The following is a 22,897-nucleotide window of genomic DNA, read 5'->3' as shown; positions in this document are numbered from 1 at the left end:
GTCAAGCGAGCGGCGTACCGGAAGATGGACTGCCATGCGCGATGTCGAGAGGTGCGAGCGCTTTAGCGAGACGCTCGGCGGACACTGGAAAAATGCGCGGACCGGCGGTGAAAACGAGGGCGGCCTGGACCTTCCGCCCGGGATAAAGCGGCCCGAGAAGACGCGCGTAAAGAGCAAGCTGGCGGACCATTCCTTCGTCGACCGCAGCAAGCGAGGCGGGAGGCGACAGGCTCGTCTTGTAATCGGCGAGAAGGACGGCGCTCTCCGTCACCGCCAGGCGGTCGACGCGCCCGCCGACGGCGAAGGTCCCGCGTGAGGTCGCGATCTCGCCGACGAGCGACACCTCCCCGCGGCTTCCCTGTGCGAAGAACCCGGCAAGGTCGGGATGCGCGAGGACGCCTGCAGCCTCCGAAAGCGCGGCCGCAACATCTGCGGGCGCGGCCTCCGGCCAGTCCCGCGCGAGAAGCCGCTCCCCACGCCGCTGCCTTTCGTCGGCAGGCCAGTCGGGCATGAACTGCAGAAGCCGGTGGATCGCCCGGCCGCGGCCGGCTGCGGCGCGCATCGCCGCGCTTCGTCCGGCGATGACGGGCGCCGGCGCGCTGTCCGGCGGATCTTCCTCGGCGAGGGCACTGGAGGGGCGAAGCGGCTGCGGCGGCCGCGGTGCGGGCGCGGCCGGATGCTCTGCCCAATGTGGCAGGGCCGGAACGGCAACCGATGGTGTTTCGGCTCTTGCTTCGGGTGCGGGCGGCGGGCCGTCGCCCGGTTCCAGCCCAAAGAAGTGCAGGCGCTCGGCGAGCTCGTCGTCGGAATCTCCTTCCGCGTTTTCATCGTTCTCTGACGCGAGCGCATTCCGGATCGCCGCGTACCAGCCATCCTTGGGTGTGCGATCGCCCCTGATGCCCGTGACGTAGAGAACGTCGCGGGCGCGCGTCATCGCCACATAGAGGAGGCGGAAATATTCGTCGCGTGCGGCCTCCGCCTCCTTCGCCTCCACCTCTCGCTGCTGTGGCGTCGCGTCTTCTTTGCTTTGGCGCCAGATGAAGGCGGGATCGTCATCGTCGCCGATGAAGGCGAGTGCGTCACGGTGCTGGGGTGCCGCAATCTGGCCGCCGGTATCGGCGAGGAAGACGATGTCGGCCTCGAGCCCTTTCGCCCCATGCACGGTCATCACGCGGACGGCATCGGTTGTCTCCGAAAGCTCGCGCTTGATGTCGCCGCCGCCTTCACGAAGTGCGGCCGCCAGAGCCTGCAGACCGGGCGGAGAGACGCGCTCCAGGCTGAGCGTGGCCGAGAGGAAAAGGTCGAGCACGTCGTCCGCCTCGCTCCCCATGCGCGCCCGGAAGGCCTTGCGCGCCCCCTCGGCCTCGACGAGGCGCGTATAGAAGGCGAAGGGCGGCATCTGGTCGGCCATCGCCATCCAATGCCGCAGGCGTTCCGTGGCCTGGCTGTGGCGGGGGTCCTCGCTCGCACGAAGCCGGGAGAAGAGGGTCTCTCTGCCGCGGCCGATCGCAAGCGCCATCAGATCGTCGTCGTCGAAACCGAAGAGCGGCGATTTCAGAAGGGCCGCAAGTTGCAGATCGTCTTCCGGCAGGAGAACGACATCGGCGAGCGCCAGAAGGTCCTGGACGATGATGTGGTCGGCGAGCGCGATCCGGTCGGCGCCGGCCGTCGGCAGGTTGCGGGCTTTGAGCGCCCGCACCATGGCGCGGGCGAAACTGCCGCGCTTGCGCGTCAGGATCATGATCTCGCCGGCGGAGATCGCCTTGCCGGAGGGAAGCCGCTTCTCTGGGTGAAGCAGGCGCGCGACCTCGTCGGCAATTTCTTCTGCGAGCTTCCGCTCAGATTCCGCAGGCGCGTCGAAGGGTTGCCACCAATCCTCCGGCATTTCGCCCTTCGGCCGGATGATGCGCGGCCAGATTTCGACGCGTCCGGGCACATTCTGCCGATAGGCCTGGTGCCGCTGATAGCCGAGACGCGTCACCCGTTCGGAGAGCGGCCCGTCGAAGACGGTGTCGACCGCGTCGAGCACGGCCTGCGTGGAGCGGAAGGAGACGCCGAGCGAGACGGCGCGAAACTCCTGCGCGGCGGCCTCGGCGCGGGTTTTGAACTTGCGGCCGAGTTCGGCGAGAAGCCGTGGCTCGGCGCCCTGGAAACCGTAGATCGACTGCTTGTCGTCGCCGACGGCAAAAAGCGTCCGTGGCCGGCGTTCGGCGCTCTCGCCGGCGAAAAATTCCTCCGCCAGCCGCTCGACGATCGCCCAGGCGTCGGGGGAGGTGTCCTGCGCCTCGTCGACGAGAAGATGGCTGATGCCGGCATCGAGCTTGTATTGCACCCAGGCCGCCACGTCCGGCCGCTGCAGGAGATTGCGCGTGCGCAGGATGAGGTCGGAGAAATCGAGGAAGCCGCGCCGCTGCTTCAGGATGCGGTAACGCTGCAGGATGGCGCCTCCGATGAGGAGAAGCGCTTCCGTCGCTTCCGCCGTGCGCGCCAGCGACAGACGTTCGCGCAAGGGCTGAAGGCGGACGGCTTCGGCCGAAAAGAGGGCGTCGAGGTCGTCCCGGTTGCGGCGGAAGGCGGCCGAGAAACGCCGGCTCTCGCTGCGGACGGACCAGCCCTCCGGCTTTGCCGTCAGGAAGAAGGCGGCGCGGAAATCAGCCTCAAGCGGTCCGCCCTCATGAGCGAGGATCGCTTCCAGTGCGCTCCGTGCCCCCTCGTCGGTGCGGTTCGCCGCCTCTGCCGAAAGGGCGTCGCACAGGCTTCGACAATCTCCCGATGCCCACCCCGAGGCGCGGCAGATCTCTGCGCACAGCGCTTCTTCGCTCTCGTCCGCTTCAAGCCCCAGCCGGCGCCGGAGATCGGCAATCGCATCGTCGATGTCCTCGGAGGGGGTGTGGGTGTTTGTCGCCGCCCACGCGATCCATCGCTCCAGCCGGTCGCGTTCGGCCACGAGCGCCGCAAGAGCCGCCTCGATGTCCTGATCGGATCGCAGTGTCGCAAGCCGGGTGAAGGCGGTGCCGAGACGAGAACCGTCCGATTTGGCTGCGCGCAGGACGGCCTGCCGGGCTTCGAGGAGCAGCCCCTCGGCGGCCGTTTCGTCCAGCACCTCGAAATGCCCCGGCACGTTCGCCTCGAAGGGGAATTGGTGCAGGATCCGTTCGCAAAAGGCGTGGATCGTCTGGATGTTGAGGCCGCCCGGTGTCTCCAGCGCCTGCGCAAAGAGCCGACGTGCCCGCGTCAGGGTTTCGGGTCGCGGCGTCTCGCCCTGACTTCTGGCGATCGCCTCCGTCAGCTCTGCGTCCGGGAGCGTCGCCCATTCGCCGAGCATCTTGAAGACGCGGCCCGACATCTCCGCCGCTGCGGCCTTGGTGTAGGTGAGGCAGACGATGGCAGCGGGATCGGCCCCGGCGAGCAGCAGCCGTACGACGCGCTGGGTCAGGACATGCGTCTTGCCGGAACCGGCATTGGCGGCCACCCAGGCGGAGGCTGCGGGATCTGAGGCCTGCCATTGTTGGCGTTCGGTGGGGCTTGCCGGACGCTTCATTCCTCGCTCTCGCCGAGCGACCATTCACCGATGCGGGCAAGATGATCGTAATCGCTGCCGAACTCTCGTTCCGAGCGCGGCACGCGGTTGGAAAGGTAGGGCGTCTCGGCCTGCGCAAAATGCGCAATGAGCGCGATGAGTTTGTCTTCCGTCGCCCGCAGGCATTCCTCCAGGCTGACGCCCGGCTCGCTTTTCGTCGGCTTGCGGAAGCCGCGCGCGTGCACCTGCCCGCCTTCGCCACGGCCGGAGAGATGGTAATAGAGGAGTTCGGCGGTTTCGCCGGACGGCGTGTCTTTGAAGGCGCCGCGCCGCGCCATCAGCGCCTCCAGCGGCAATTGCGGGCTGATCGACAGGACAGCCTTGGCACTCGGCGGCGTGCCGGTCTTGTAATCGATGATGGCAAGCCGCCCGTCATTCAGAAGATCGATGCGGTCGGCCCGGCCCGTCAGGCGAAATTCCGGGCTGAGGGCCCAGTCGCCCGTCGCTTCCACATGACGTTTCTGGACCTCCGTGCGGCCGCGCTCCTGGGCGAGGAACCAGTCGGCGATGCGTTGAAAGCGCGGCCACCACAGTGCCGCCACTTCCGGCCAATCCTCGTAGGCTGCGAAAGCTTCACGACCCACTTCTGCAAGGTGCGCCTTTGCCGCCTCGTCATAAGGGCCTGCCGGGCGCTCTTTGATGAAATTCTCCAAAATATCGTGGATCAGCATGCCGCGCTCGGCCGCGCCGGCGGGCGAGGCGATCTCCTCGAAGGCGTCGAGGCCCAGCACATATTGCGCGTAGATCGCATAAGGATCGCGGATGAGCGTTTCGATGCGCGTGACGGAAAGCCGTTTCGGGCGGGCGGTGAGCGGCGGTCGCGGCTCGGGCGCGGCAAGCGAAATACTCGTCTCCGGCCGGTCGAGAAGGCGGGTCATGCCCAGGATCTCGTCGCCGCGTGCCCGCAATGCGTGTGTTGCGCTCTCGCCGGCGCGGGCGGTCAGCCGCTGCAGCCAGCGCGACGGCACCATCGGTTCCGCTCCCTGCCGCAATGCGCGGCTGAGATAGAGCTGCGGATGGCCGAGCGCCTGATAGAAATCATGAGCCGAGAGGCCGAGCCGGCGTTCGGGTGGATCGAGACCGATCGAGGCCGCCATCAGCCGCGACAGGAACGGATCGCTTTGCGAGGGGCGCGGCCAGACACCTTCGTTGAGGCCGCCGAGAATGGCGACGTCCACCGTCTGCAAACGGGCTTCGAGCGCACCCCAGATATGTACGCGCGGATCGTTGCCGCCGCGCCGGCGCACCCGAACATCGCCAATCAGCGCCTCGAAGAGCGCTGGATAATCGCCGTAAAAAAGCTCCGGACCCTCGGGTGCGGCCTCTGTCAACGCGTCGAGACGCGCGGCCATGGCCTCGCCCGCCTCGTCCTGCCAGAGCTCGCCAGGGCCGCTCTCCTCGTCGCGTCCGATGGCTGAGAGAGCAGCGACATGCGCCTTGAGGAGTGTTGAGAGGGGCGCCTCTCGCGGCACCTCCAGCATGGGCTGAAGCGCAGTCAGAAGCTCGGCCAAAAGCGCCTCTGCTTCGTCCCAATCGCGCTCTTCGAGCCCGTTGAGGGTTGCGCTCCGTGCCTCCTTCGCCAGCCACTCGGCACGGCGTTTCTGGAAGGCGCGTTGAAGCGGCTCCAGCCCTTCGGCAAGGACGGGGCCGCGCAGCACGGCGCGTTCCAGAACACGGGCGGCGTGCCGCACGCGCCCTGCCGGCCAGCCGAAGCGGGCGAGCGGGTGTTTGAGGAGTGCGAGAAGCGGGATCGCGGCCGCACCGCGCCAGGCCACCTCCGCGACGAGCCGCGCCAGGATGCCGGGCGGGGTCAGCGACAGCGGCATGCCGCCGGAATCGTCGACGCGAATCTGCCAGCGTTCCAGCATGGCGGAGACGCGGCGGGCGAGCGCCCTGTCGGGTGTGATGAGGGCGGCGGTCTGCCCGTCTTCGACGGCTCGGCGCAGGACGAGCGCGGCGGCCAACGCTTCCTCGCGCTCTTCGGCGGCCTCGATCAGCGCGACGTTGTCGAGTGCGTCCGCGAGAGCCTCCGGTGCCGGCACCGTCTCCGCCCAGATATCCGTGGTGGCGGCCGGTCTGAGCGCGTCGGAGACAAAGCGCAAGCGCCGGCCGAGGCCGGCGGGGGCGGATGCGAGCGGGATCACCGCGTCACGCGCGCAGCCGAGGCTTTCAAGCAGCTTCTTCAGCCCGAACTGCGGATGACCGGCATCGGCAGGGTCGTTGCGCGCATCGCCGATCGCCTCCCATCCGGCCGCGTCGAGCTCCTGATCGAGACCCGGCAGCACCACGGCGCCGTTCGGCAGGCGGGCAATGACGGCCAAAAGCTCCGCCGTTGCCGGCACCGAGCCGGTGGAGCCGGCAGCAATCACCGGGCCTTTCGGTCCCTGCTCGGCGAGACGGCGCGCCTCTGCCCGCAGAAGCAGATCGCGCTGCGCACCCGGATCGGCGAGGCCGCGCTCGCTCAAGATCGAAGGCCAGGCGTCTGAGACGATCGTCAGGAATTCCTGGGTGATCTGCCAGTAGCGGGCGAGGTCGTCCGGCGCGAGCTGGCCGAGTGCCTGCCAGCGCTCCGGCGCAAGGCCGACATCGTCGAGAAGGGTTGCGAGTGAGGCGGCGAGGCGCGCCGCATCGGCGGGCGATGCCGGGATGAACGACGGCTCGTCGCCAAGACCCGCCTTCTGCCGCGCGATCGCGCCCGACCAGCCGAGCACGAGCCGCGTCAAAATCAATTGCCGCGAAAGCGGCGCCATCACCGGGCGGGACAGATCCTCCGCATCGAGCCCGTCGAGCGCGCTGAGCGGTTCGTCTTCGTCGAGATCGCCGAGCGTGCGGATCTTCGGCAGGATGATGCCGGCACGGCTGCGGGCGAGGAAGTTGCCGCGGATGGCTCGGGCGGCGCGGCGCGTCGGCAGATAAAGCGTGAGGTCGGCGAGTGCCAGTGGGTCGTCGAAGCCTCCCACGCCCGGAAGACGCCCGTCATAGAGCGCCTCCACCAGCTCATCGAGAAAGGCGACACCGGCAGGCAGTGTGAAAACGTTGGGATGGTCCTGCGTGCCGGTGCTCGTCGTCATCGCTTCAGGCGGCGCTCTCCAGAATGGCCATTTCGGCGGCTTTGACGGCGTCCGGGTTTTCCACGTTGATCCACAGACCGTCGAGCTGCACCCCGAAAAGCCGACCTTCTTCGAGGGCGCGATCGAAAAGCGCGTTGAGAGAGAAAACCTCTCCCGGCGGGTCGCGGAAGAGACGGGGCGACAGGATCGCAGCACCCGCATAGGCGAACGGCGCCACGGTGCGCTCAGCCCGCCGCGTCAGGCGACCGTCCTTGCCGAGCATGAAATCGCCGGTGCCCGAATAGCCGGCCGAGGCGACGGTCGAAGCGAGAAGGAGAAGCCCGTCCATCTCATCGTCGTTCCAGCCGCTGATCAGCCAATCGAGATTGGGCCGCACGCCTTCGAGCCAGAAGGAATCGCAATTGCGCAGAAGAAACGGACCCTCGCCCAGAAGCGGCAGGGCCTTGAGGCAGCCGCCGCCCGTATCGAGGAGCTTCGCGCGCTCGTCGGAGACGATGGTCTTGGGCGCGCGACGGCGTCCGAGATGCGCCTCGACGAGGTCCGCCATGTAATGGACGTTGACGACGGCCTTCTCGATGCCGGCAGCCGCGAGGCCGTCAAGGCAATGGTCGATGAGAGCCTTGCCCGCGACCTCGATCAAAGGTTTGGGCGTGGTGGTGGAAAGCGGGCGCATACGCCGGCCATAGCCAGCGGACAACACCATGGCGGTGGAGAGAACGGCCAAGTGCGGCAACTCCGAAACGATCAGAGATAGGGGTCATAGCATCGGCGAAGCTCCGACAGAACCGGCCTCTCGAGGCTGCGACGGAGCCGCGCGCGGATGCGCGGGATATGGCTGCGATAGGCCGGCTTGCCCTCGTGTGCAAGCCGCGCGAAGGCCCCGAGCACTTTCGTAGCACGTTGTGCGCCGAGAATGGCGCAGGCATCGCGGAAGGGCGCCTCGTCGAAGGCGGGATCGGCGGCACGGCGACCTCTGATATAGCGTGCGACGAGGGCTTCTTCCTCCGCCTCGTCGATGTCGACGCGCACATCCTGTGCGAGCGATGCGACATCATAGGCGGGATCGCCCAAAAGCGCGTCCTGGAAGTCGATGACACCGACCCGGTCGGTCCCGTCGGCCCCTTCGCGCCAGATGATGTTCGGCGAATGATAATCGCGCAGCACGATCACCCGTTCACGGCCGGCAAGCCTGTCGAAAAGCGCGCGCCAGAGCGCCAGAAACTCATCGCGCGCCGCGTCGCTCATCTCCGGTCCCGCCTCGCGCCCGGCGAAATGCTCGGCGAAGAGGGCCGTCTCGACGAGAAGCGCCTCGGTGTCGTAGGGCGGCAAATCGGGTGCGCGGATGCCGCGAGATGCCGAGGAGTTCGCTGAGACCTCGCAAAGATGCAGGCGCAGGAGAAGATCGACCGCGGCTTCGTAGCGTTCGATGATCGGCCGGCGGTCGGCCGTGATGATCGGCTCGCTGCCGAAATCTTCCACCAGAAGCAGCCCGTCGCTCAAATCCTGCGCCAGGACCTGCGGCACCCGTACGCCGCGCTCGGCAAGGAGCGAGCCGACATTGAGGAAGGCCGAGAGATCGCGCGCGCGATGCGCCACCGCGTCGTAACTCTTGCCCTGCCAGACCGCCGGTCCCTCGGGCCGGGCGGGGGCATTCATCAAGATCGCCTCGGCGCCGTCGACGATGCGCTCGTAGCTGCGCCCGGAGGCATCGCCGAGGATTGGAGTGCGCGTGGCGCCGGCCCGTCCCGAGCGATCGAGAAATCGGCGGATCGCGAAGCTGCGTGTCAGCCGCTCGCCCCAGTCGCCACCGGCGACGACCATAACGTCGCGCCCTTCGGCCGCGAGTTCGAACGTGAGATTGGCGGCCTCGGGCCAGGCGAGGTCGCCGAGCTCCGGCCATTCGGCGAGAAGCACGGTGTCATCTGCAAGGTCGAAAAGCCCGATCTCCTCCGCCTCGTCGGGGTCACCCAGCCGGTAAAGATCGGCATGCACGACCGGAAAGCGTGCGAAGGGATAATCGATGCGCAGCGGGAAGGTGGGGCTCGGCACTTCGAAGGTGGGATCGCCCGCGAGGCTGCGAATGAAGGCGCGCGCGAAACTCGTCTTGCCGCTGCCGAGATCGCCCGACAGGAGGATGCGATTGCCGGGTCTTGCGGCGGCCGCAAAATCTTCTGCCAGCCGGTTCGTCGCCTCCTCGTCGGCAAGGTGCAGCCTGAAGCTCGGCGCCGTTTCCGCCTCTTTCAGCTCGATCGCGCCCCCGTCGGTCATTCGGCGGCTTCTTGAGCCTTGCTGATATCGGCAGGGAGCCGCACCCAGCTCGTGGTGCCTTCACCGGGTTCGGAATCGATGGCGATGTCGCCTTGATGCAGCTCGACGAGCCGCTTGACGATCGACAGGCCGAGGCCGGCGCCGCGCCGGCCGCCTTCAGGTGCCGTGCCTTCGAAGGGTTCGAAGACGTCGTCGCGGATTTCCGGCGGGATGCCCGGCCCCTGGTCGCGCACCACGAAGACGACCGAACCGTCCTGACGCTGTGCGCGGATTTCCACCCGGCTTCCCGGCGGCGAGAAATTGATGGCGTTGGAGAGGAGGTTGTAGAGGATCTGGCGCACGCGGGACGCGTCGGCGCGAAAATGCCCAAGCGTCTCGTCGGCCTGGATGAACAGGTCGATCTCCTTCTCCTCGATGCGGTCGCGCACGCCGACGACGGCGCCGTGCACGACTTCGCTGATGTCCACCTCGTCGATCTCGAGCTCCATGATGCCGGCATCGACGGTGGCGAGATCGAGGATGTTGTTGATGAGAACGAGGAGCGAATCTGAGGATTGCGCGATGTGGTCCATATATTCGCGCTGCTGGGCGTTGAGTTCGCCCGCCGCGCCGGCGGCCAGGATCTGCGCAAAGCCGATGATGGAGGTGAGGGGCGAACGCAGCTCGTAGGAGACGTGCTGGATGAAATCGGATTTGAGCCGGTCCGTTTCCTCAAGCAGCCGGTTGCGCTCTTCCAGGAAGCGATGCGCCTCGGCCTTCTCCGTCACGTCGGCGAAGGTGAGGAGCGTCATACCCTGCGGCAGCGGCACGGTGGAATATTCGATGATGGAGCCGTTGCGCCGCTCCATCCGCCCCGCGAGGCTCTCAGCCGCCTCCATCCGCGTGATGGCGTTGGAGATCTTGGTCCAGGCGCCCTGTTCGGGAAAGAACAGCATCCAATGCCCGATGAGGGTCGAGATATGCGGCTCTTCCTTGAGGAAATCGGGCGACAGCTGCCACATCTCGGCAAGCACCGGATTGTAGAGCCTCAACCTCCCGTCCGATCCGAAGACGCCCACCGCTTCCGAAAGGTGGTCGAGCGTCTCCCCCTGCATGCGCGACAGGGCGTTGACCCGGCTTTCCAGAGACAGGCGCTCGGTGACGTTCTCGTAGATATAGGTGAAGCCGCCCTGCTGATTGGGCGTGGCGATCATGCGGAAGGAGCGCCGGTCCGGCAGGTGCCACATCTCTTCGCGCGGCTGCGGATCGGCGTAATGTTCAAGATGCTGGCGCCGCCATTCGCGGTAATTCGCCTGTTCCGGCAGGCGCCGCTCGGCCCGAATCTGGTCGAGAAGGACGCCCTCTTCGGTGCCGGTCGCGAGAAAGCGCGCAGGCAGGTCCCACAGAGCCCGGAAGGCGGCATTGGCGAATTGCAGCCGTGCCTCGCCGTCGAAGACCGCGATGGCCGTCGAAAGCTGGTCGAGGAGGCGGGAGTTGACCTCGATGTTCTGCTTGAGCTCCTGGCGCGCGGTCTCGACTTCCGTCACGTCGATGGCAAGCCCGATCGTGCCGTTCTCGACCTTGATGTCGAAGATTTCCATCTGCTTTTCGGCACCGGCAATCTCGACCGGGGCCACCGCATGGTAATGGGCCCCGTCGCGATGCGCCTCGCGCACGGCGCCGCGCGTTGCCGGCTCCAGCAATTCCGTGCCGCGTGTCGTCACCATGGTGAGATCGGGTGCGCCCACGGCCTGAACATAGGCGGAATTCGCCCAGCTGAGCCGCCCGTGCTGATTGCGGCGCCACAGCGGGAAGGGCAGCGCCTCGGCGAGGCTGCGCAGCGCCGTCATCTCGGCGATGACGACGCCGGCCTGTTCTTTCAATTCGGCGAACGAGCGGCGTTCGCCGGTCAGCTCGCGCAGGCGCAAAATGACGCGGGGGCCGCTGGTACGCCCGTTCGCCTCCAGGAAGCAGTCGGTCTGCGTGCGCAGCGAGAGATGGAAGGCTTCCCCCGTTTCCCAGAGCTGATCGAGGGCCCATTGCAGCTCTTCGGCACTGCGCGGTTCGAGCCAGGAGAAGAAATCGAGAAAGAGCTCGCCGGAGGTCGGCGCGCCGACATGGCTCGGCAACGTCCCATGTACGTCCGCGGCGGCGTCGGGACGGCTCCAGCACAGGGTCTTCTGGTCGTCACTGGCAAGGAGCGCTTCGGAGCGATCGAGCGCCTGCTTGAGCCGGGCGATCTGCTGTTGTGCGGCGGCGAGGCCGTTGTCGCGGTCGCGCCGCAACAAGAGCGACAACGCAATCGTGGCCGCGCCGGCGAAGCCCGCGGTAATGGCGAGCCAGAGGATCTGGGAAAAACCCGTCCCTTCTCCGAAAAGCGGATGGGCGAACGCACTGTCGGCGGAAAAGGCGAAGAGGGCGGCGGTCGCGACGCCGGGGATGAGCCTGCCCGAAGCTCGAATCGCTCTGTGCCGGGCCTGCCGGTTCAATATCGTCTCCGCCACGTCTGCTTGATACCGGGTGACCGCCCCGGCATTCACACCCGAATCGTACCTTACCCGCTTCGCCGAAAGTCGGAAAGGTTACCGCGAGTTAATAAACATTCGGGCCGGCCGCTGGGGAGCGGCCGGCCCGATGAAGCGCTTCGCTGAAACGAATCAGTAGCGGTAATGGTCGGCCTTGAACGGCCCTTCCGGCGAGACGCCGATATAGTCCGCCTGATCCGGCCGCAGTTTGGTCAGCGTGATGTTGAGCTTCTTGAGGTGCAGAGACGCAACCTTTTCGTCCAGATGCTTGGGCAGCACGTAGACCTGGTTCTCGTACTTTTCCGACTTCGTCCACAGCTCGATTTGCGCCAGCACCTGGTTGGTGAACGAGGCGGACATGACGAAGCTCGGATGGCCGGTGGCGTTGCCGAGATTGAGGAGGCGCCCCTGCGACAAGAGGATCATCCGCTTGCCGTCCGGGAACTGAACCATGTCGACCTGCGGCTTGATATTGGTCCATGTCAGGTTGCGCAGTGCGCTGACCTGAATTTCGTTGTCGAAGTGACCGATATTGCCGACGATCGCCATGTCCTTCATGGCGCGCATGTGGTCGAGCGTGATGACGTCCTTGTTGCCCGTGGCGGTGACGAAGATGTCGGCCTCCGGAGCCGCCTCTTCGAGCGTGACGACCTCAAAGCCGTCCATCGCCGCCTGCAGGGCGCAGATCGGGTCGACTTCCGTGACCTTCACCCGGGCGCCGGCGCCCCTGAGCGACTGCGCCGAGCCCTTGCCGACATCGCCGTAACCGCAGACGAGAGCGACCTTGCCGGCCATCATCACGTCGGTGGCGCGACGGATGCCGTCGACGAGCGATTCGCGGCAGCCGTATTTGTTGTCGAACTTCGACTTCGTGACGCTGTCGTTGACGTTGAAGGCCGGGAACGGAAGAAGGCCCTTCCGCTGCAGGTCGTAGAGGCGCATGACGCCCGTCGTGGTCTCTTCCGAGACGCCGCGGATGGCGCTCCGCACCTTCACGAACCACTCGGGGTCCTTCTCCAGCCGGCGCTTGATCACCGCATAGAGCGCCTCTTCCTCTTCGTTCTGAGGGTCGGAGATGAGGGACGGGTCGTTCTTGGCGCGCGCGCCGAGGAGGATGAGAAGCGTCGCGTCACCGCCGTCGTCGAGGATCATGTTGGCGGTTTCGCCGTTCGGCCACTCGAAGATGCGGTCGGCGTAATCCCAGTATTCGGGAAGCGTCTCGCCCTTGATCGCATAGACCGGGATGCCGGCAGCGGCGATGGCGGCGGCCGCATGGTCCTGGGTCGAATAGATGTTGCACGAGGCCCAGCGCACTTCCGCGCCGAGAGCGACCAGCGTCTCGATGAGAACTGCCGTCTGGATCGTCATATGCAGCGAGCCGGCGATGCGCGCGCCCTTGAGGGGCTTCGATTCGCCGAACTCCTCCCGCAGCGCCATGAGGCCCGGCATTTCGGTCTCGGCGATTTCGATTTCCTTGCGGCCCCAATCGGCCAGCGAAAGATCTTTGACGATGAAATCTTCGTTCTGGGACATGCGGTTCTCGGCTTGTGGAAGATCAGTTGCTTGGCGCGCGGTTACCATGGTGGGCAGAGGCCAGCAAGTCGCGGCCGCGGCCTCTGTCGAGCGCCAGTTGACGATAGGGAACCTGCGCGGGGCTGTCTCGTAAAAGCTGGCGGAGCCGGCACCGATACGAAAACGGCAGGAAGTCCGGGGCTTTTGTCGCCCGGTTTCAACGTGCGCGCCGGTCCGGTGAAATGTGGCGAGCGTTGCATCGGGCGAAGCCCAGTTCAGCTTTCACGGGCGAGCTTGAGCGCAGCCGCACGCTGCATCAATGCCTGAAGCACACCGTCGAGGCGTCGCGATGCCGCGCGGTCCTTCAGCTCCTCACGCTCGTCAAAGGCGTTTTCGGCCCCCGGCAAAAGGAAATGCTCGGGGATCACGAGAGCGCCAAGTGCGCTCGCCTCGAGCACCTGCCGCAGAGCGAGAAGCCCGCAAAGACCGCCGAACGGGTCGCCCGACGCCGATGCGAGTGCGAAGACGCGGTCGCGAAAGGGCCTCACGTCCTCCCGGCCCATCCAATCGATGGCATTTTTCAAGACGGCGGGGATGCCGGCATTGTCTTCCGGGCTTACGATCAGGACGGCATCGTGAGCTCGGAATTGCCGGGCGAGGGCGCGGGCTTTCTCCGGGACACCGCCCCGCAAGTCCACATCGCCCTCGTAGAACGGCAAAGGGTAGTCGCCGAGCGACACGCGCGTCACCTCCGCACCCCGAAGGGCGAGCGTCTTGGTGGCGACGGCGGCAAGACGGGTGTTGAGCGAACCGGAGCTCAGCGAGCCCGGCAGCACCAGCACCCGAATGGCCATCAGGCAGCCTCTTTTTCGAAGATCCAGACCCGCCCGGGAGGCAGGTTGAAGGCCACCCACGGCGACTTCTCCACCGTGAAGGAGCCGGGAACGGACTTCTGCGGCGATGTGAAGGAATAAGAAAGCTGGGTCAGATTTCCGCCAGGGCGCACGCGCGACAGGCAGTCTTCGATGAACCGGCGCCGCTTCTCCTCGGGAATGAGGAGCACGGGCACGCCGGACAGGACGGCGGAAAACTTGGTGTCGGCGAACTCGCCGAGCGTGTTCTGAAGGTCGAAAGCGTCGCCGCGGATGAGATTGACCCTCGGAAAGCGCTTCTTCAGCAGGTCATAGAAATGCTGCTCGAACTCCACGCAGACGAGGCGTTCCTGCGGAATGCCGGAGCGGATGAGCTCCTCGGTGATGACGCCGGTGCCGGGCCCGAGTTCCAATGTCCAGCCTTCCGGATCGGGCCGGCCGTGCTTGATCATCATGCGGGCGAAGGCGCGACTGGACGGCGACACCGCCCCCATTTTTAAAGGGCGTTGGGCCCAAGTCTTGAAGAAGCGGAATTCGTCTTCGATCCGTTCCGCTAAAGGCGTCCCCGTTTGGACCATTTTTCGACCTTTCATGCTCTTGTCACGGCACTCATAAAGTAATGCGCCGCTTCCCCCGTTTCAGGCATTTCCATGAAACTTATGTGTCGCCGAGGGATTCCAGAAAATCCTTCACCCGGGCAAAGAAACCCGTAGATTCAGGATTGTTGTCCTCCGACTGCGCCTTTTCGAATTCCTCGAGGATTTCGCGTTGCCGCCGCGACAGGTTCTGTGGCGTTTCGACGACGATCTGCACATACATGTCGCCGAAATTGCGTGAGCGCAGGATCGGCATGCCCTTGCCTTTGAGGCGGAACTGCTTGCCGGTCTGGGTCCCCTCCGGCACCCGGACGCGCGTGCGCCCGCCTTCGACCGTCGGCACTTCGAACTGACCGCCGAGCGCCGCCGTGGTGAAGGAGACCGGCACGCGGCAGAAAATGTCGGCTCCGTCGCGCTGGAAGAATTCATGCGGCTTGATCGACAGGAAGATATAGAGGTCGCCCGCCGGTCCGCCTCTGAGGCCCGCCTCGCCTTCGCCGGCCAGGCGGATGCGCGTGCCGTCTTCGATGCCGGCTGGAATGTTGACGGACAGGGTCCGCCGCTCCGAAAGCCGCCCGGAGCCCGAGCATTTGCTGCACGGATCGGAAATGACGGTGCCGCGGCCATGGCAGGTCGGGCAGGTCTGCTGAATCTGGAAGAAACCCTGCGTGGCGCGGATGCGTCCGGCGCCGCGGCAGGTCGGGCAGGTGGTTGGCGAAGAGCCGGGCTTCGCGCCGGAACCCGAGCAGATGTCACAGGTGACGGAGGTCGGAACTTCGATCTCCACCGTCTTGCCGTTGAACGCCTCTTCGAGCGTGACTTCGAGATTGTATCGGAGATCCGACCCGCGCTCGCGTCCGCCGGAGCGGCGCCCGCCGGCCATGAACTCTCCGAAAATATCGTCGAAAATGTCGGAGAAGGAGCCGAAGCCCGCAGCCCCGGCACCGGCGCCGCCACCGCGCCCGAAGCCCCCATTCTCGAAGGCCTGATGGCCGAAGCGGTCGTAGGCGGCGCGCTTTTGCGGGTCGCGCAGCACCTCGTAGGCTTCGCCGATTTCCTTGAAGCGGTGCTCGGCCTCTTCATCACCCGGATTGCGATCCGGATGGTATTGCATGGCCATTTTGCGAAAGGCTGATTTGAGAGCCTTCTCGTCGGCCTCTCGGCCCACGCCCAGAACTTCGTAATAGTCGCGCTTGGCCACGGCTCAGGCGCTCCTCTTGATTGATGCGAAAGGCACAACCCCCACCGGCCGCAAAGCGAGTTTGCCGCGGCTGCGCTTTCCCTGCGTGTAGCGGGCGCGCCGGACGGCTGCAATGCGAGACGGGCGCAGGTTGCGCCGATTGCCTTTATTTACCACTGCAAATCGTGCAGCCCGGCAAGCCGACGGAAAGCAAAGACGCTCTCGATGCCGCGTTCCCGCGCGATTGTCCCCTTCATCCGCACAAGAGGTGCAGCGGAAGGGAAAAGTCGCGGCGAGGATTGCAGCAATGGCCATGGACCGGGCGGAAATTACGAGCCCGAGGCGATGCCTCGGGCTCTCGATCATTGGCGTTACGCGGACTTTTTCTGGTCGTCGTCCTGGATTTCCTCGAAATCCGCGTCGACCACATCCTCGTCCTTGTTGCCGCTGGCCTCGCCGGCGGCTTCCGCACCGCCTTCGGCACCGGATTCTTCCTGCGCCTTGTAGACGGCCTCGCCGAGTTTCATGGAGGCCATCGCCAGGGCCTGCGACTTCGCCTCGATGTCGGCCTTGTCGTCGCCCTTGGCGGCTTCCTTCAACTCGGCAAGCGCGGTTTCGATCGCCTGCTTGGTTTCGCCGTCGACCTTGTCGCCATGCTCAGACAGCGACTTCTCGGTGCCGTGGATGAGGGCTTCGGCCTGGTTCTTGGCTTCCACCACCTCACGCCGCTTCTTGTCGGCGTCGGCATTGGCTTCGGCTTCCTTCACCATCTTGTCGATGTCCTCGTCGGAAAGACCGCCCGAGGCCTGGATGGTGATTTTCTGCTCTTTGCCGGTGCCCTTGTCGTGCGCCGAGACATTGACGATACCGTTGGCGTCGATGTCGAAGGTCACTTCGATCTGCGGCATGCCGCGCGGTGCGGGCGGAATGCCCTCGAGATTGAACTGGCCGAGGATCTTGTTGTCGGCAGCCATCTCGCGCTCGCCCTGGAAGACGCGGATCGTCACGGCGTTCTGATTGTCTTCGGCCGTGGAGAAGACCTGGCTCTTCTTGGTCGGGATCGTCGTGTTGCGGTCGATGAGGCGCGTGAACACGCCGCCGAGCGTCTCGATGCCGAGCGACAGAGGCGTCACGTCGAGAAGCAGAACGTCCTTCACCTCGCCCTGCAGCACGCCGGCCTGAATGGCCGCACCCATGGCGACGACCTCGTCCGGATTGACGCCCTTGTGCGGCTCCTTGCCGAAGAGGTTCTTCACCACTTCCTGGACTTTCGGCATGCGCGTCATGCCACCGACGAGAACCACCTCGTCGATGTCGCCGGCCGCGATGCCGGCATCCTTGAGCGCCGCCTTCACCGGGTCGACCGTGCGCTGCACGAGGTCATCCACCAGGCTCTCGAACTTGGCGCGCGAGAGTTTCATGGTGAGATGCTTCGGGCCCGACGAATCGGCGGTGATGTAAGGCAGGTTCACCTCGGTCTGCTGCGAAGAAGAAAGCTCGATCTTCGCCTTCTCCGCGGCTTCCTTGAGGCGCTGCAGTGCGAGCGGGTCGTTCCTGAGGTCGATGCCCTGCTCTTTCTTGAACTCGTCGGCGAGATAATCGACGAGACGCATGTCGAAATCCTCGCCGCCGAGGAAGGTGTCGCCGTTCGTCGACTTCACCTCGAACACGCCGTCGCCGATTTCCAGCACCGAGATATCGAAGGTGCCGCCGCCGAGGTCATAGACGGCGATGGTCTTGCCGTCGTTTTTGTCGAGGCCGTAGGCGAGGGCGGCCGCGGTCGGCTCGTTGATGATGCGCAGAACTTCCAGACCCGCGATCTTGCCGGCGTCTTTGGTCGCCTGGCGCTGCGCGTCGTTGAAGTAGGCCGGAACGGTGATGACGGCCTTCTCGACCTTCTCGCCGAGATAGCTTTCCGCCGTTTCGCGCATCTTCTGCAGGATCATGGCCGAGATCTGCGACGGCGAATATTTCTCGCTGTTCGCTTCGACCCATGCATCGCCATTGTCGGCGCGCACGATCTTGTAGGGAACGAGCTTCTGATCCTTGGCAACGGTCGGGTCGTCGAAGCGCCGGCCGATCAGGCGCTTGACGGCGAAGACGGTGCGCTGCGGGTTGGTGACGGCCTGGCGCTTCGCCGGCTGGCCGACGAGGCGCTCGTCGTCCTCGGTGAAAGCCACCATGGACGGCGTGGTGCGCGCGCCTTCGGAATTCTCAATGACTTTAGGATTCTTGCCGTCCATGACGGCGATGCACGAATTCGTCGTGCCGAGGTCAATGCCGATGACTTTCGCCATGTTCAATCACTCCTTTGTCGGCAGGCCGGCCGGACCCCTTCTGGCATCCGCACGAGGCAAAACGCCTTCACCAGCCCCCATGGTCTGACGTTCGAAAACCTTTCGCGCTGGCTCTCCGCCGCGCGTTGACGGTCATATAAGAAGGGGGTTTCGGAGCCGCAAGTAAGAAGGGCCCTGAGGTTGCACAAGCCGTGCGGCCAACCGAGATATTGATGACACCGCTGTCGCAGCGTCTCGTGCTCGCTGGCAAGCGTTTGAAAACACAGAAGGTCTGGATTGAAAGATTCGGCATGACAGCTCTTGAGGGTTTCAAATTGGCGCCAGGCTTCCTCGACCGGGGCGCGCAGGAGCAGCTCGTCGAAGATCTGCGTGCGCTCCTGAAAGAGGCACCCTTCTACACGCCCGTCATGCCGCGTTCCGGCAAGCCCTTCTCGGTGCGCATGACGAATTGTGGGACGCTCGGCTGGGTGTCCGACCGCGCCGGCTATCGCTACCAGCCGACGCATCCCGAGACGGGTCGGCCATGGCCCGCGATCCCACAGGCTCTTCTGGATGCCTGGGCGGAACTCGGCGCCTATTCGAGGCCGCCGGAAGCCTGCCTCGTCAATTTCTATGCGTCTGGAACGCGCATGGGGCTGCACCAGGACCGCGACGAAGAGGATCTCGCAGCACCCGTCGTGTCGCTGTCGCTCGGTGACGAGGCCGTGTTCCGCATTGGCGGACACAGCCGCAAGGATCCGACCCGTTCGCTGCGCCTGAAATCCGGCGACGCGCTGGTTCTGGGCGGGGAGGCGCGTCTCGCCTTCCACGGTGTCGACCGGATCATCGCCGGCACCTCGACGCTTTTGCCGAAAGGCGGGCGGATCAATCTGACGTTGCGGCGGGTGACGAAGGGCGAATAGGTTCGCCCTCGTAGGCGCCTATGCCAGATCCTTGCCGAAATCGCTCTTGCGGAAGAGAGCGTGGAGCGTGATGCCGGCCTGACGGAAAGCCTCTTCCGCACCTTCCTGCCGATCGACGAGCGTCAACACGTGCTTCACCTCGGCGCCGGCCTCACGCAGGATCGAAATCGCCTGCATGGCCGATCCACCGGTGGTGGTGACGTCCTCGACGACGAGAAGGGACTGGCCTGTGAGGCTCTCGCCTTCCGCGAGCCCTTCGATCTGGCTCTGTGTGCCGTGGCCCTTCGCTTCCTTGCGCACGAAGATCGCCTTCACCGGCGTGCCGGCAACCGCGCTCATCGCCGCCGTCGCCGAGACAAGCGGCACGGCGCCCATGGCGAGCCCGCCGACATAGACGAGCTTCAATTCATGCGCTTTTGCCGCGACGGCTGCACCGATGAGGCGTGCGCCTTCCGCATCGAGCATCGTCGGTTTCAGGTTGAAGTAGATCGTGCTCTTGCGCCCCGAGACGAGCGTGAACTCGCCGCCCTGGCGGAAGGAGCGTTCCTTGATGATGGAAAAAAGTGCTGCTTGATCGTCCATGTCGCCTCCGCCTCCCGAAAGGCAGGAAAGCCGGCGGCGGGTCAAGCCTTCAGCGTGCCGGGCAAGGATTTGTGCAGGCCTTTCGGCCGGCAACACTGCCGAGCGTGCGCCGCGGCACCTGACGCTGCACAAAGAAAAACGCCCCCTCTTGCGAGGAGGCGCATTGGTCAAATCCGGTGGCAGTGGCGCTTACTGCGCCTCTGGCTTCGGCGCCTGATTGGCGGCCTTGTCCGGGGTCGGTCCGCCTTTGGCGACGCCGACGAGGGCCGCGCGCAGAACCCGGTCGCCGATCATGTAGCCGTCCTGGGCCACCTGCACGATGGTGCCGGCCGGCACGCTCGGATCCGGGACCTCGAACATCGCCTGATGGCGATGCGGATCGAACCGTTCGCCCATCGCCGGGATCATCACGACCTCATGGCGCTCCAGAATGCGGTCGAGCTCGCGCGCCGTCATCTGCACGCCTTCGAGCAGCGCCTTCAGCTCCGGATCTTCCGTGCCCCAGGCCTTTTCGTCGACGGCACCCAGCGCACGGCGCAGATTGTCGCCGACCTGCAGCATGTCGGTCGCGAATTTGGTCATGGCATAGCGGCGCGCGTCCTGCACGTCGCGGGCGGCGCGGCGGCGAAGATTCTCCGCCTCGGCGGCAGCCCGCAAAAGCCGGTCCGTGAGGTCGGATTTCTCCGCCTCCAGCCGGGCGATCAGCTCTTCCACACTCTCCTGTGCGGCGGCGTCCTCGGCGGCCTGCGCGGCGGCGTCTGCCTCTGCGGCGTCCATAGCAAATTCGGCGCCAGCGCCAAGCGGCGGCTCGTTGTCCTGTCTCGGCGCTTCGTTGGTTTCGGTGTTACGCTTTTCGGTATCCATCGCGAAGCTTCGATCTCTCGTAGGTGATCTCAAGTCGAGCGGCATATCAGGGCTCACACGGGGAAAATCAACCCGCACGCCCGCAACCTATGTCTAATCACGCATTCTCAGCGGCGAATGAGCTGGGTCATCAGCTGCGCCGTGTAATCGACCACGGGAATGACGCGAGCATAGTTCAGTCGCGTCGGGCCGATCACGCCGAGCACCCCCACGACGCGTTCTCCGCTGTCGCGAAAAGGCGCCACGACGAGCGACGAGCCGGAGAGCGAAAACAATTTGTTCTCCGAGCCGATGAAAATGCGCACTCCTTCGCCTTCTTCCGTCAGGTTGAGGAGCTGGATGATGTCCGTCTTGGTCTCAAGGTCGTCGAAGAGGATCCGGATGCGCTCCAGGTCCTCGATCGCCCTGAGATCCGTCAGTAGCTTGGATCGGCCGCGCACGATGAGGGTGGCCGGCTCCTGTGCCGGGCCCGACCATTGCGCCAGCCCCTCCGAAATAATCGTCTCCGACAGGGCGTCGATGGCTTGCCGGCGCTCTTCGCGCTTGCGCTCGAGCTCGGCGCGCGCTTCCGCCAGCGTGCGCCCGCGGATATGGGCGTTGAGATAGTTGGAGGCTTCCGTCAGGGCCGAGGTCGGCAGGCCGCGCGGCACCGTGACGACGCGGTTTTCCACCGTGCCGTCATCGGCGACGAGAACGACGAGCGCCCGATCCTGTTCGATGCGCACGAATTCGATGTGTTTGAGCCGCAGATCCTGTTTGGCGGCAACGACCACGCCGGCGCCTTCCGACAGGCCCGACAAGGTCTGGCTCGCCTCCGTCAGCAGCGATTCGACGCTCTTTTCGCCATCGCCGGTGCGCACCTGCTTCTCGATCGCCTGCCGCTCGCTGTCGCTGAGGCCGCCGACCTCCAGAAACGAATCGATGAAGAACCTGAGGCCCATCTCCGTGGGCATGCGTCCGGCGCTCGTATGCGGCGCAAAGACGAGACCCATGGATTCCAGGTCCGACATGACATTGCGCACGGACGCCGGCGACAAGGCCGTCGACAGAAGGCGGCTGATGTTGCGCGAGCCGACCGGTTCACCGCGTTCCAGGTAGCTCTCGACGATGCGCCGAAAGATCTCCCGCGAACGGTCGTCCAAGGCTGTCAGCATTTCCGATTTCATCATGGGACATTCCCCGGTGCCGGGGGCACCTTTGATGCCTCATATTGCTTCGTCGAGGGCATCACGCAAGGCACTCGCCTTGCCGTCGGCGGATGGAATGCGTAACAGGGCCCACATTCTTGAAGGAGGATTTCATGCGCCCATCGCGACGGGCCGCCGAGGAGATGCGCGCCGTCTCGCTTGAGCGCCGGGTTTCGAAATATGCGGAAGGATCGTGCCTCGTTCGCTTCGGCGACACGCAGGTGATGTGTCTGGCAAGTGTTGCCGAGCAGGTGCCGCCGTGGCTGCGCGGCGGTGGCCGCGGCTGGGTGACGGCCGAATATGGTATGCTCCCGCGCTCGACCGGCGATCGCATGCGCCGCGAGGCGAGCCAGGGCAAGCAGGGCGGCCGCACCATGGAAATCCAACGCCTGATCGGCCGCTCACTGCGCGCGGTCGTCGATCTGAAGGCTCTCGGCGAGCGCCAGATCACCGTCGATTGCGACGTCATCCAGGCCGATGGCGGAACGCGCACCGCGGCGATCACCGGTGCCTGGGTGGCGCTGCACGACGCGCTCGAATGGATGCGCGCCCGCGACATCGTCAAGGCTCCGGTCCTCACCGACCATGTGGCCGCGATCTCTTGCGGCATCTATCGCGGCGAGCCGGTGCTCGATCTCGATTATGCGGAAGATTCCGACGCGGAAACGGATGCGAACTTCGTCATCACCGGCAGCGGCAATCTCGTCGAAGTGCAGGCGACGGCGGAGGGCAAGCCCTTCAGCGAGGAAGAGCTTATCGCCCTCATGGGCCTGGCGCGCAAAGGTATCGGTCGTCTCGTCGATTTGCAGAAGATGGCGGTCGAGTGATGGTGAAACTGGCCTTGGAGCCCGGACCTCTCGTCGTTGCGAGCCACAATCCCGGCAAGGTGGCCGAGATCCGGGCGCTCCTCGACCCGTTCGGCTTCACGGTTCATTCCGCGGCCGATCTCGGTCTGATCGAGCCGGAGGAAACCGGCTCGACCTTCGCCGAGAACGCGATTTTGAAGGCACGCGCCGCCTGCGACGCCGCGGGCCTTCCCGCACTTGCCGATGATTCCGGCCTCACGGTCGATGCGCTGAACGGCGATCCCGGCATCTATTCCGCCCGCTGGGCAGGGCCGGACAAGGACTTTGCCCAGGCGATGCGCAACATCGAGGAAAAGCTTCAGATGCAGGGGGCGGTGACGCCCGAAGCCCGCGGCGGAGCCTTCGTCTGCGTCCTGGCGCTCGCTTTGCCCGATGGGGTGGTGGAGAGCTTTGAAGGAAAAGTGGAGGGCACGCTGGTGTGGCCGCCGCGCGGCGAACATGGCTTCGGTTACGATCCGATGTTTCAGCCGGAGAGCCATGAGCGCACCTTCGGCGAGATGAGTGCGGAAGAAAAACACGGCTGGAAGCCCGGTGAACGCAATCCGCTTTCGCATCGGGCGCGTGCGTTCGAAGCGTTCGCCGTTGCCTGTCTCGGTCTCAACGGAGGCTGATGCTG

Annotated in this window: 16 protein-coding genes; 3 read left to right on the top strand and 13 right to left on the bottom strand. The window is 65.5% G+C overall.

The genetic code is table 11. The features are described from left to right. Position 1: 1 nt before the first annotated feature. The 10 genes from addA to dnaK form a co-directional block, all read right to left on the bottom strand. Complete coding sequence (gene addA, locus L0F51_RS14930; RefSeq protein ID WP_234629963.1) at positions 2-3,541, bottom strand: double-strand break repair helicase AddA; 3,540 nt, start codon at positions 3,539-3,541, stop codon at positions 2-4. Next, the gene (gene addB, locus L0F51_RS14925; RefSeq protein WP_234629962.1) at positions 3,538-6,651 is read right to left on the bottom strand and encodes a double-strand break repair protein AddB; all 3,114 of its coding nucleotides are present in this window, start codon (positions 6,649-6,651) and stop codon (positions 3,538-3,540) included. Before addB ends, addA begins: the two co-directional genes overlap by 4 nt. Positions 6,652-6,655: 4 nt before the next feature. Continuing rightward, positions 6,656-7,354 carry a nucleotidyltransferase family protein gene (locus tag L0F51_RS14920; protein WP_205649846.1) on the bottom strand — a complete coding sequence of 233 codons (699 nt, stop codon included), beginning with the start codon at positions 7,352-7,354 and terminating at the stop codon, positions 6,656-6,658. Positions 7,355-7,395: 41 nt separating this feature from the next. Continuing rightward, complete coding sequence (gene tsaE / locus L0F51_RS14915; RefSeq protein ID WP_234629961.1) at positions 7,396-8,919, bottom strand: tRNA (adenosine(37)-N6)-threonylcarbamoyltransferase complex ATPase subunit type 1 TsaE; 1,524 nt, start codon at positions 8,917-8,919, stop codon at positions 7,396-7,398. Continuing rightward, complete coding sequence (locus tag L0F51_RS14910; protein WP_234629960.1) at positions 8,916-11,387, bottom strand: PAS domain-containing sensor histidine kinase; 2,472 nt, start codon at positions 11,385-11,387, stop codon at positions 8,916-8,918. The genes tsaE and L0F51_RS14910 overlap by 4 nt, the downstream gene beginning before the upstream one ends. Positions 11,388-11,555: 168 nt before the next feature. Next, positions 11,556-12,956, bottom strand: coding sequence for an adenosylhomocysteinase (gene ahcY, locus L0F51_RS14905; RefSeq protein WP_234629959.1), 1,401 nt, complete (start codon positions 12,954-12,956; stop codon positions 11,556-11,558). A gap of 254 nt (positions 12,957-13,210) precedes the next feature. Beyond that, a complete protein-coding gene (locus L0F51_RS14900) occupies positions 13,211-13,789 on the bottom strand; it encodes an NADPH-dependent FMN reductase (RefSeq protein ID WP_234629958.1) in 579 nt (192 codons plus the stop codon). After that, positions 13,789-14,292 (bottom strand): methyltransferase domain-containing protein, encoded by a 504-nt coding sequence (locus L0F51_RS14895; protein ID WP_234629957.1) that lies wholly within the window; start codon positions 14,290-14,292, stop codon positions 13,789-13,791. Before L0F51_RS14895 ends, L0F51_RS14900 begins: the two co-directional genes overlap by 1 nt. A 172-nt stretch (positions 14,293-14,464) precedes the next feature. Then, positions 14,465-15,604 (bottom strand): molecular chaperone DnaJ, encoded by a 1,140-nt coding sequence (dnaJ, locus tag L0F51_RS14890; RefSeq protein WP_234629956.1) that lies wholly within the window; start codon positions 15,602-15,604, stop codon positions 14,465-14,467. A 350-nt stretch (positions 15,605-15,954) separates the two neighbouring features. Then, positions 15,955-17,880, bottom strand: coding sequence for a molecular chaperone DnaK (dnaK, locus tag L0F51_RS14885; RefSeq protein ID WP_234629955.1), 1,926 nt, complete (start codon positions 17,878-17,880; stop codon positions 15,955-15,957). Positions 17,881-18,170: 290 nt separating this feature from the next. Between dnaK and L0F51_RS14880 the strand changes: the two genes are divergently transcribed. After that, complete coding sequence (locus tag L0F51_RS14880; RefSeq protein ID WP_234629954.1) at positions 18,171-18,782, top strand: alpha-ketoglutarate-dependent dioxygenase AlkB; 612 nt, start codon at positions 18,171-18,173, stop codon at positions 18,780-18,782. An 18-nt stretch (positions 18,783-18,800) separates the two neighbouring features. Here L0F51_RS14880 and pyrE read toward each other — a convergent pair whose 3' ends face one another. From pyrE to hrcA, 3 genes are all read right to left on the bottom strand, one after another. Continuing rightward, positions 18,801-19,364 carry an orotate phosphoribosyltransferase gene (gene pyrE / locus L0F51_RS14875; protein WP_234629953.1) on the bottom strand — a complete coding sequence of 188 codons (564 nt, stop codon included), beginning with the start codon at positions 19,362-19,364 and terminating at the stop codon, positions 18,801-18,803. 189 nt (positions 19,365-19,553) lie between these two features. Further along, positions 19,554-20,228, bottom strand: a complete 675-nt coding sequence (gene grpE, locus L0F51_RS14870; RefSeq protein ID WP_234629952.1) for a nucleotide exchange factor GrpE — start codon at positions 20,226-20,228, stop codon at positions 19,554-19,556. A gap of 107 nt (positions 20,229-20,335) precedes the next feature. Next, positions 20,336-21,397 carry a heat-inducible transcriptional repressor HrcA gene (hrcA, locus tag L0F51_RS14865; RefSeq protein ID WP_234629951.1) on the bottom strand — a complete coding sequence of 354 codons (1,062 nt, stop codon included), beginning with the start codon at positions 21,395-21,397 and terminating at the stop codon, positions 20,336-20,338. A gap of 131 nt (positions 21,398-21,528) precedes the next feature. Between hrcA and rph the strand changes: the two genes are divergently transcribed. After that, the gene (gene rph, locus L0F51_RS14860; RefSeq protein ID WP_234629950.1) at positions 21,529-22,242 is read left to right on the top strand and encodes a ribonuclease PH; all 714 of its coding nucleotides are present in this window, start codon (positions 21,529-21,531) and stop codon (positions 22,240-22,242) included. Next, entirely contained in the window at positions 22,242-22,892 is a 651-nt protein-coding gene (rdgB, locus tag L0F51_RS14855) for an RdgB/HAM1 family non-canonical purine NTP pyrophosphatase (protein ID WP_234629949.1), read from the top strand. The genes rph and rdgB overlap by 1 nt, the downstream gene beginning before the upstream one ends. The last annotated feature ends 5 nt before the right edge of the window (positions 22,893-22,897 follow it).

Origin of the sequence: Afifella sp. H1R (genome assembly GCF_021462425.1) — a bacterium.
In the GTDB taxonomy this organism is placed as follows: Bacteria; Pseudomonadota; Alphaproteobacteria; order Rhizobiales; family Afifellaceae; genus Afifella; species Afifella aestuarii.
The sequence above is the reverse complement of the archived record's forward strand: the minus strand, read 5'-3'. Positions and strand labels throughout refer to the sequence as shown.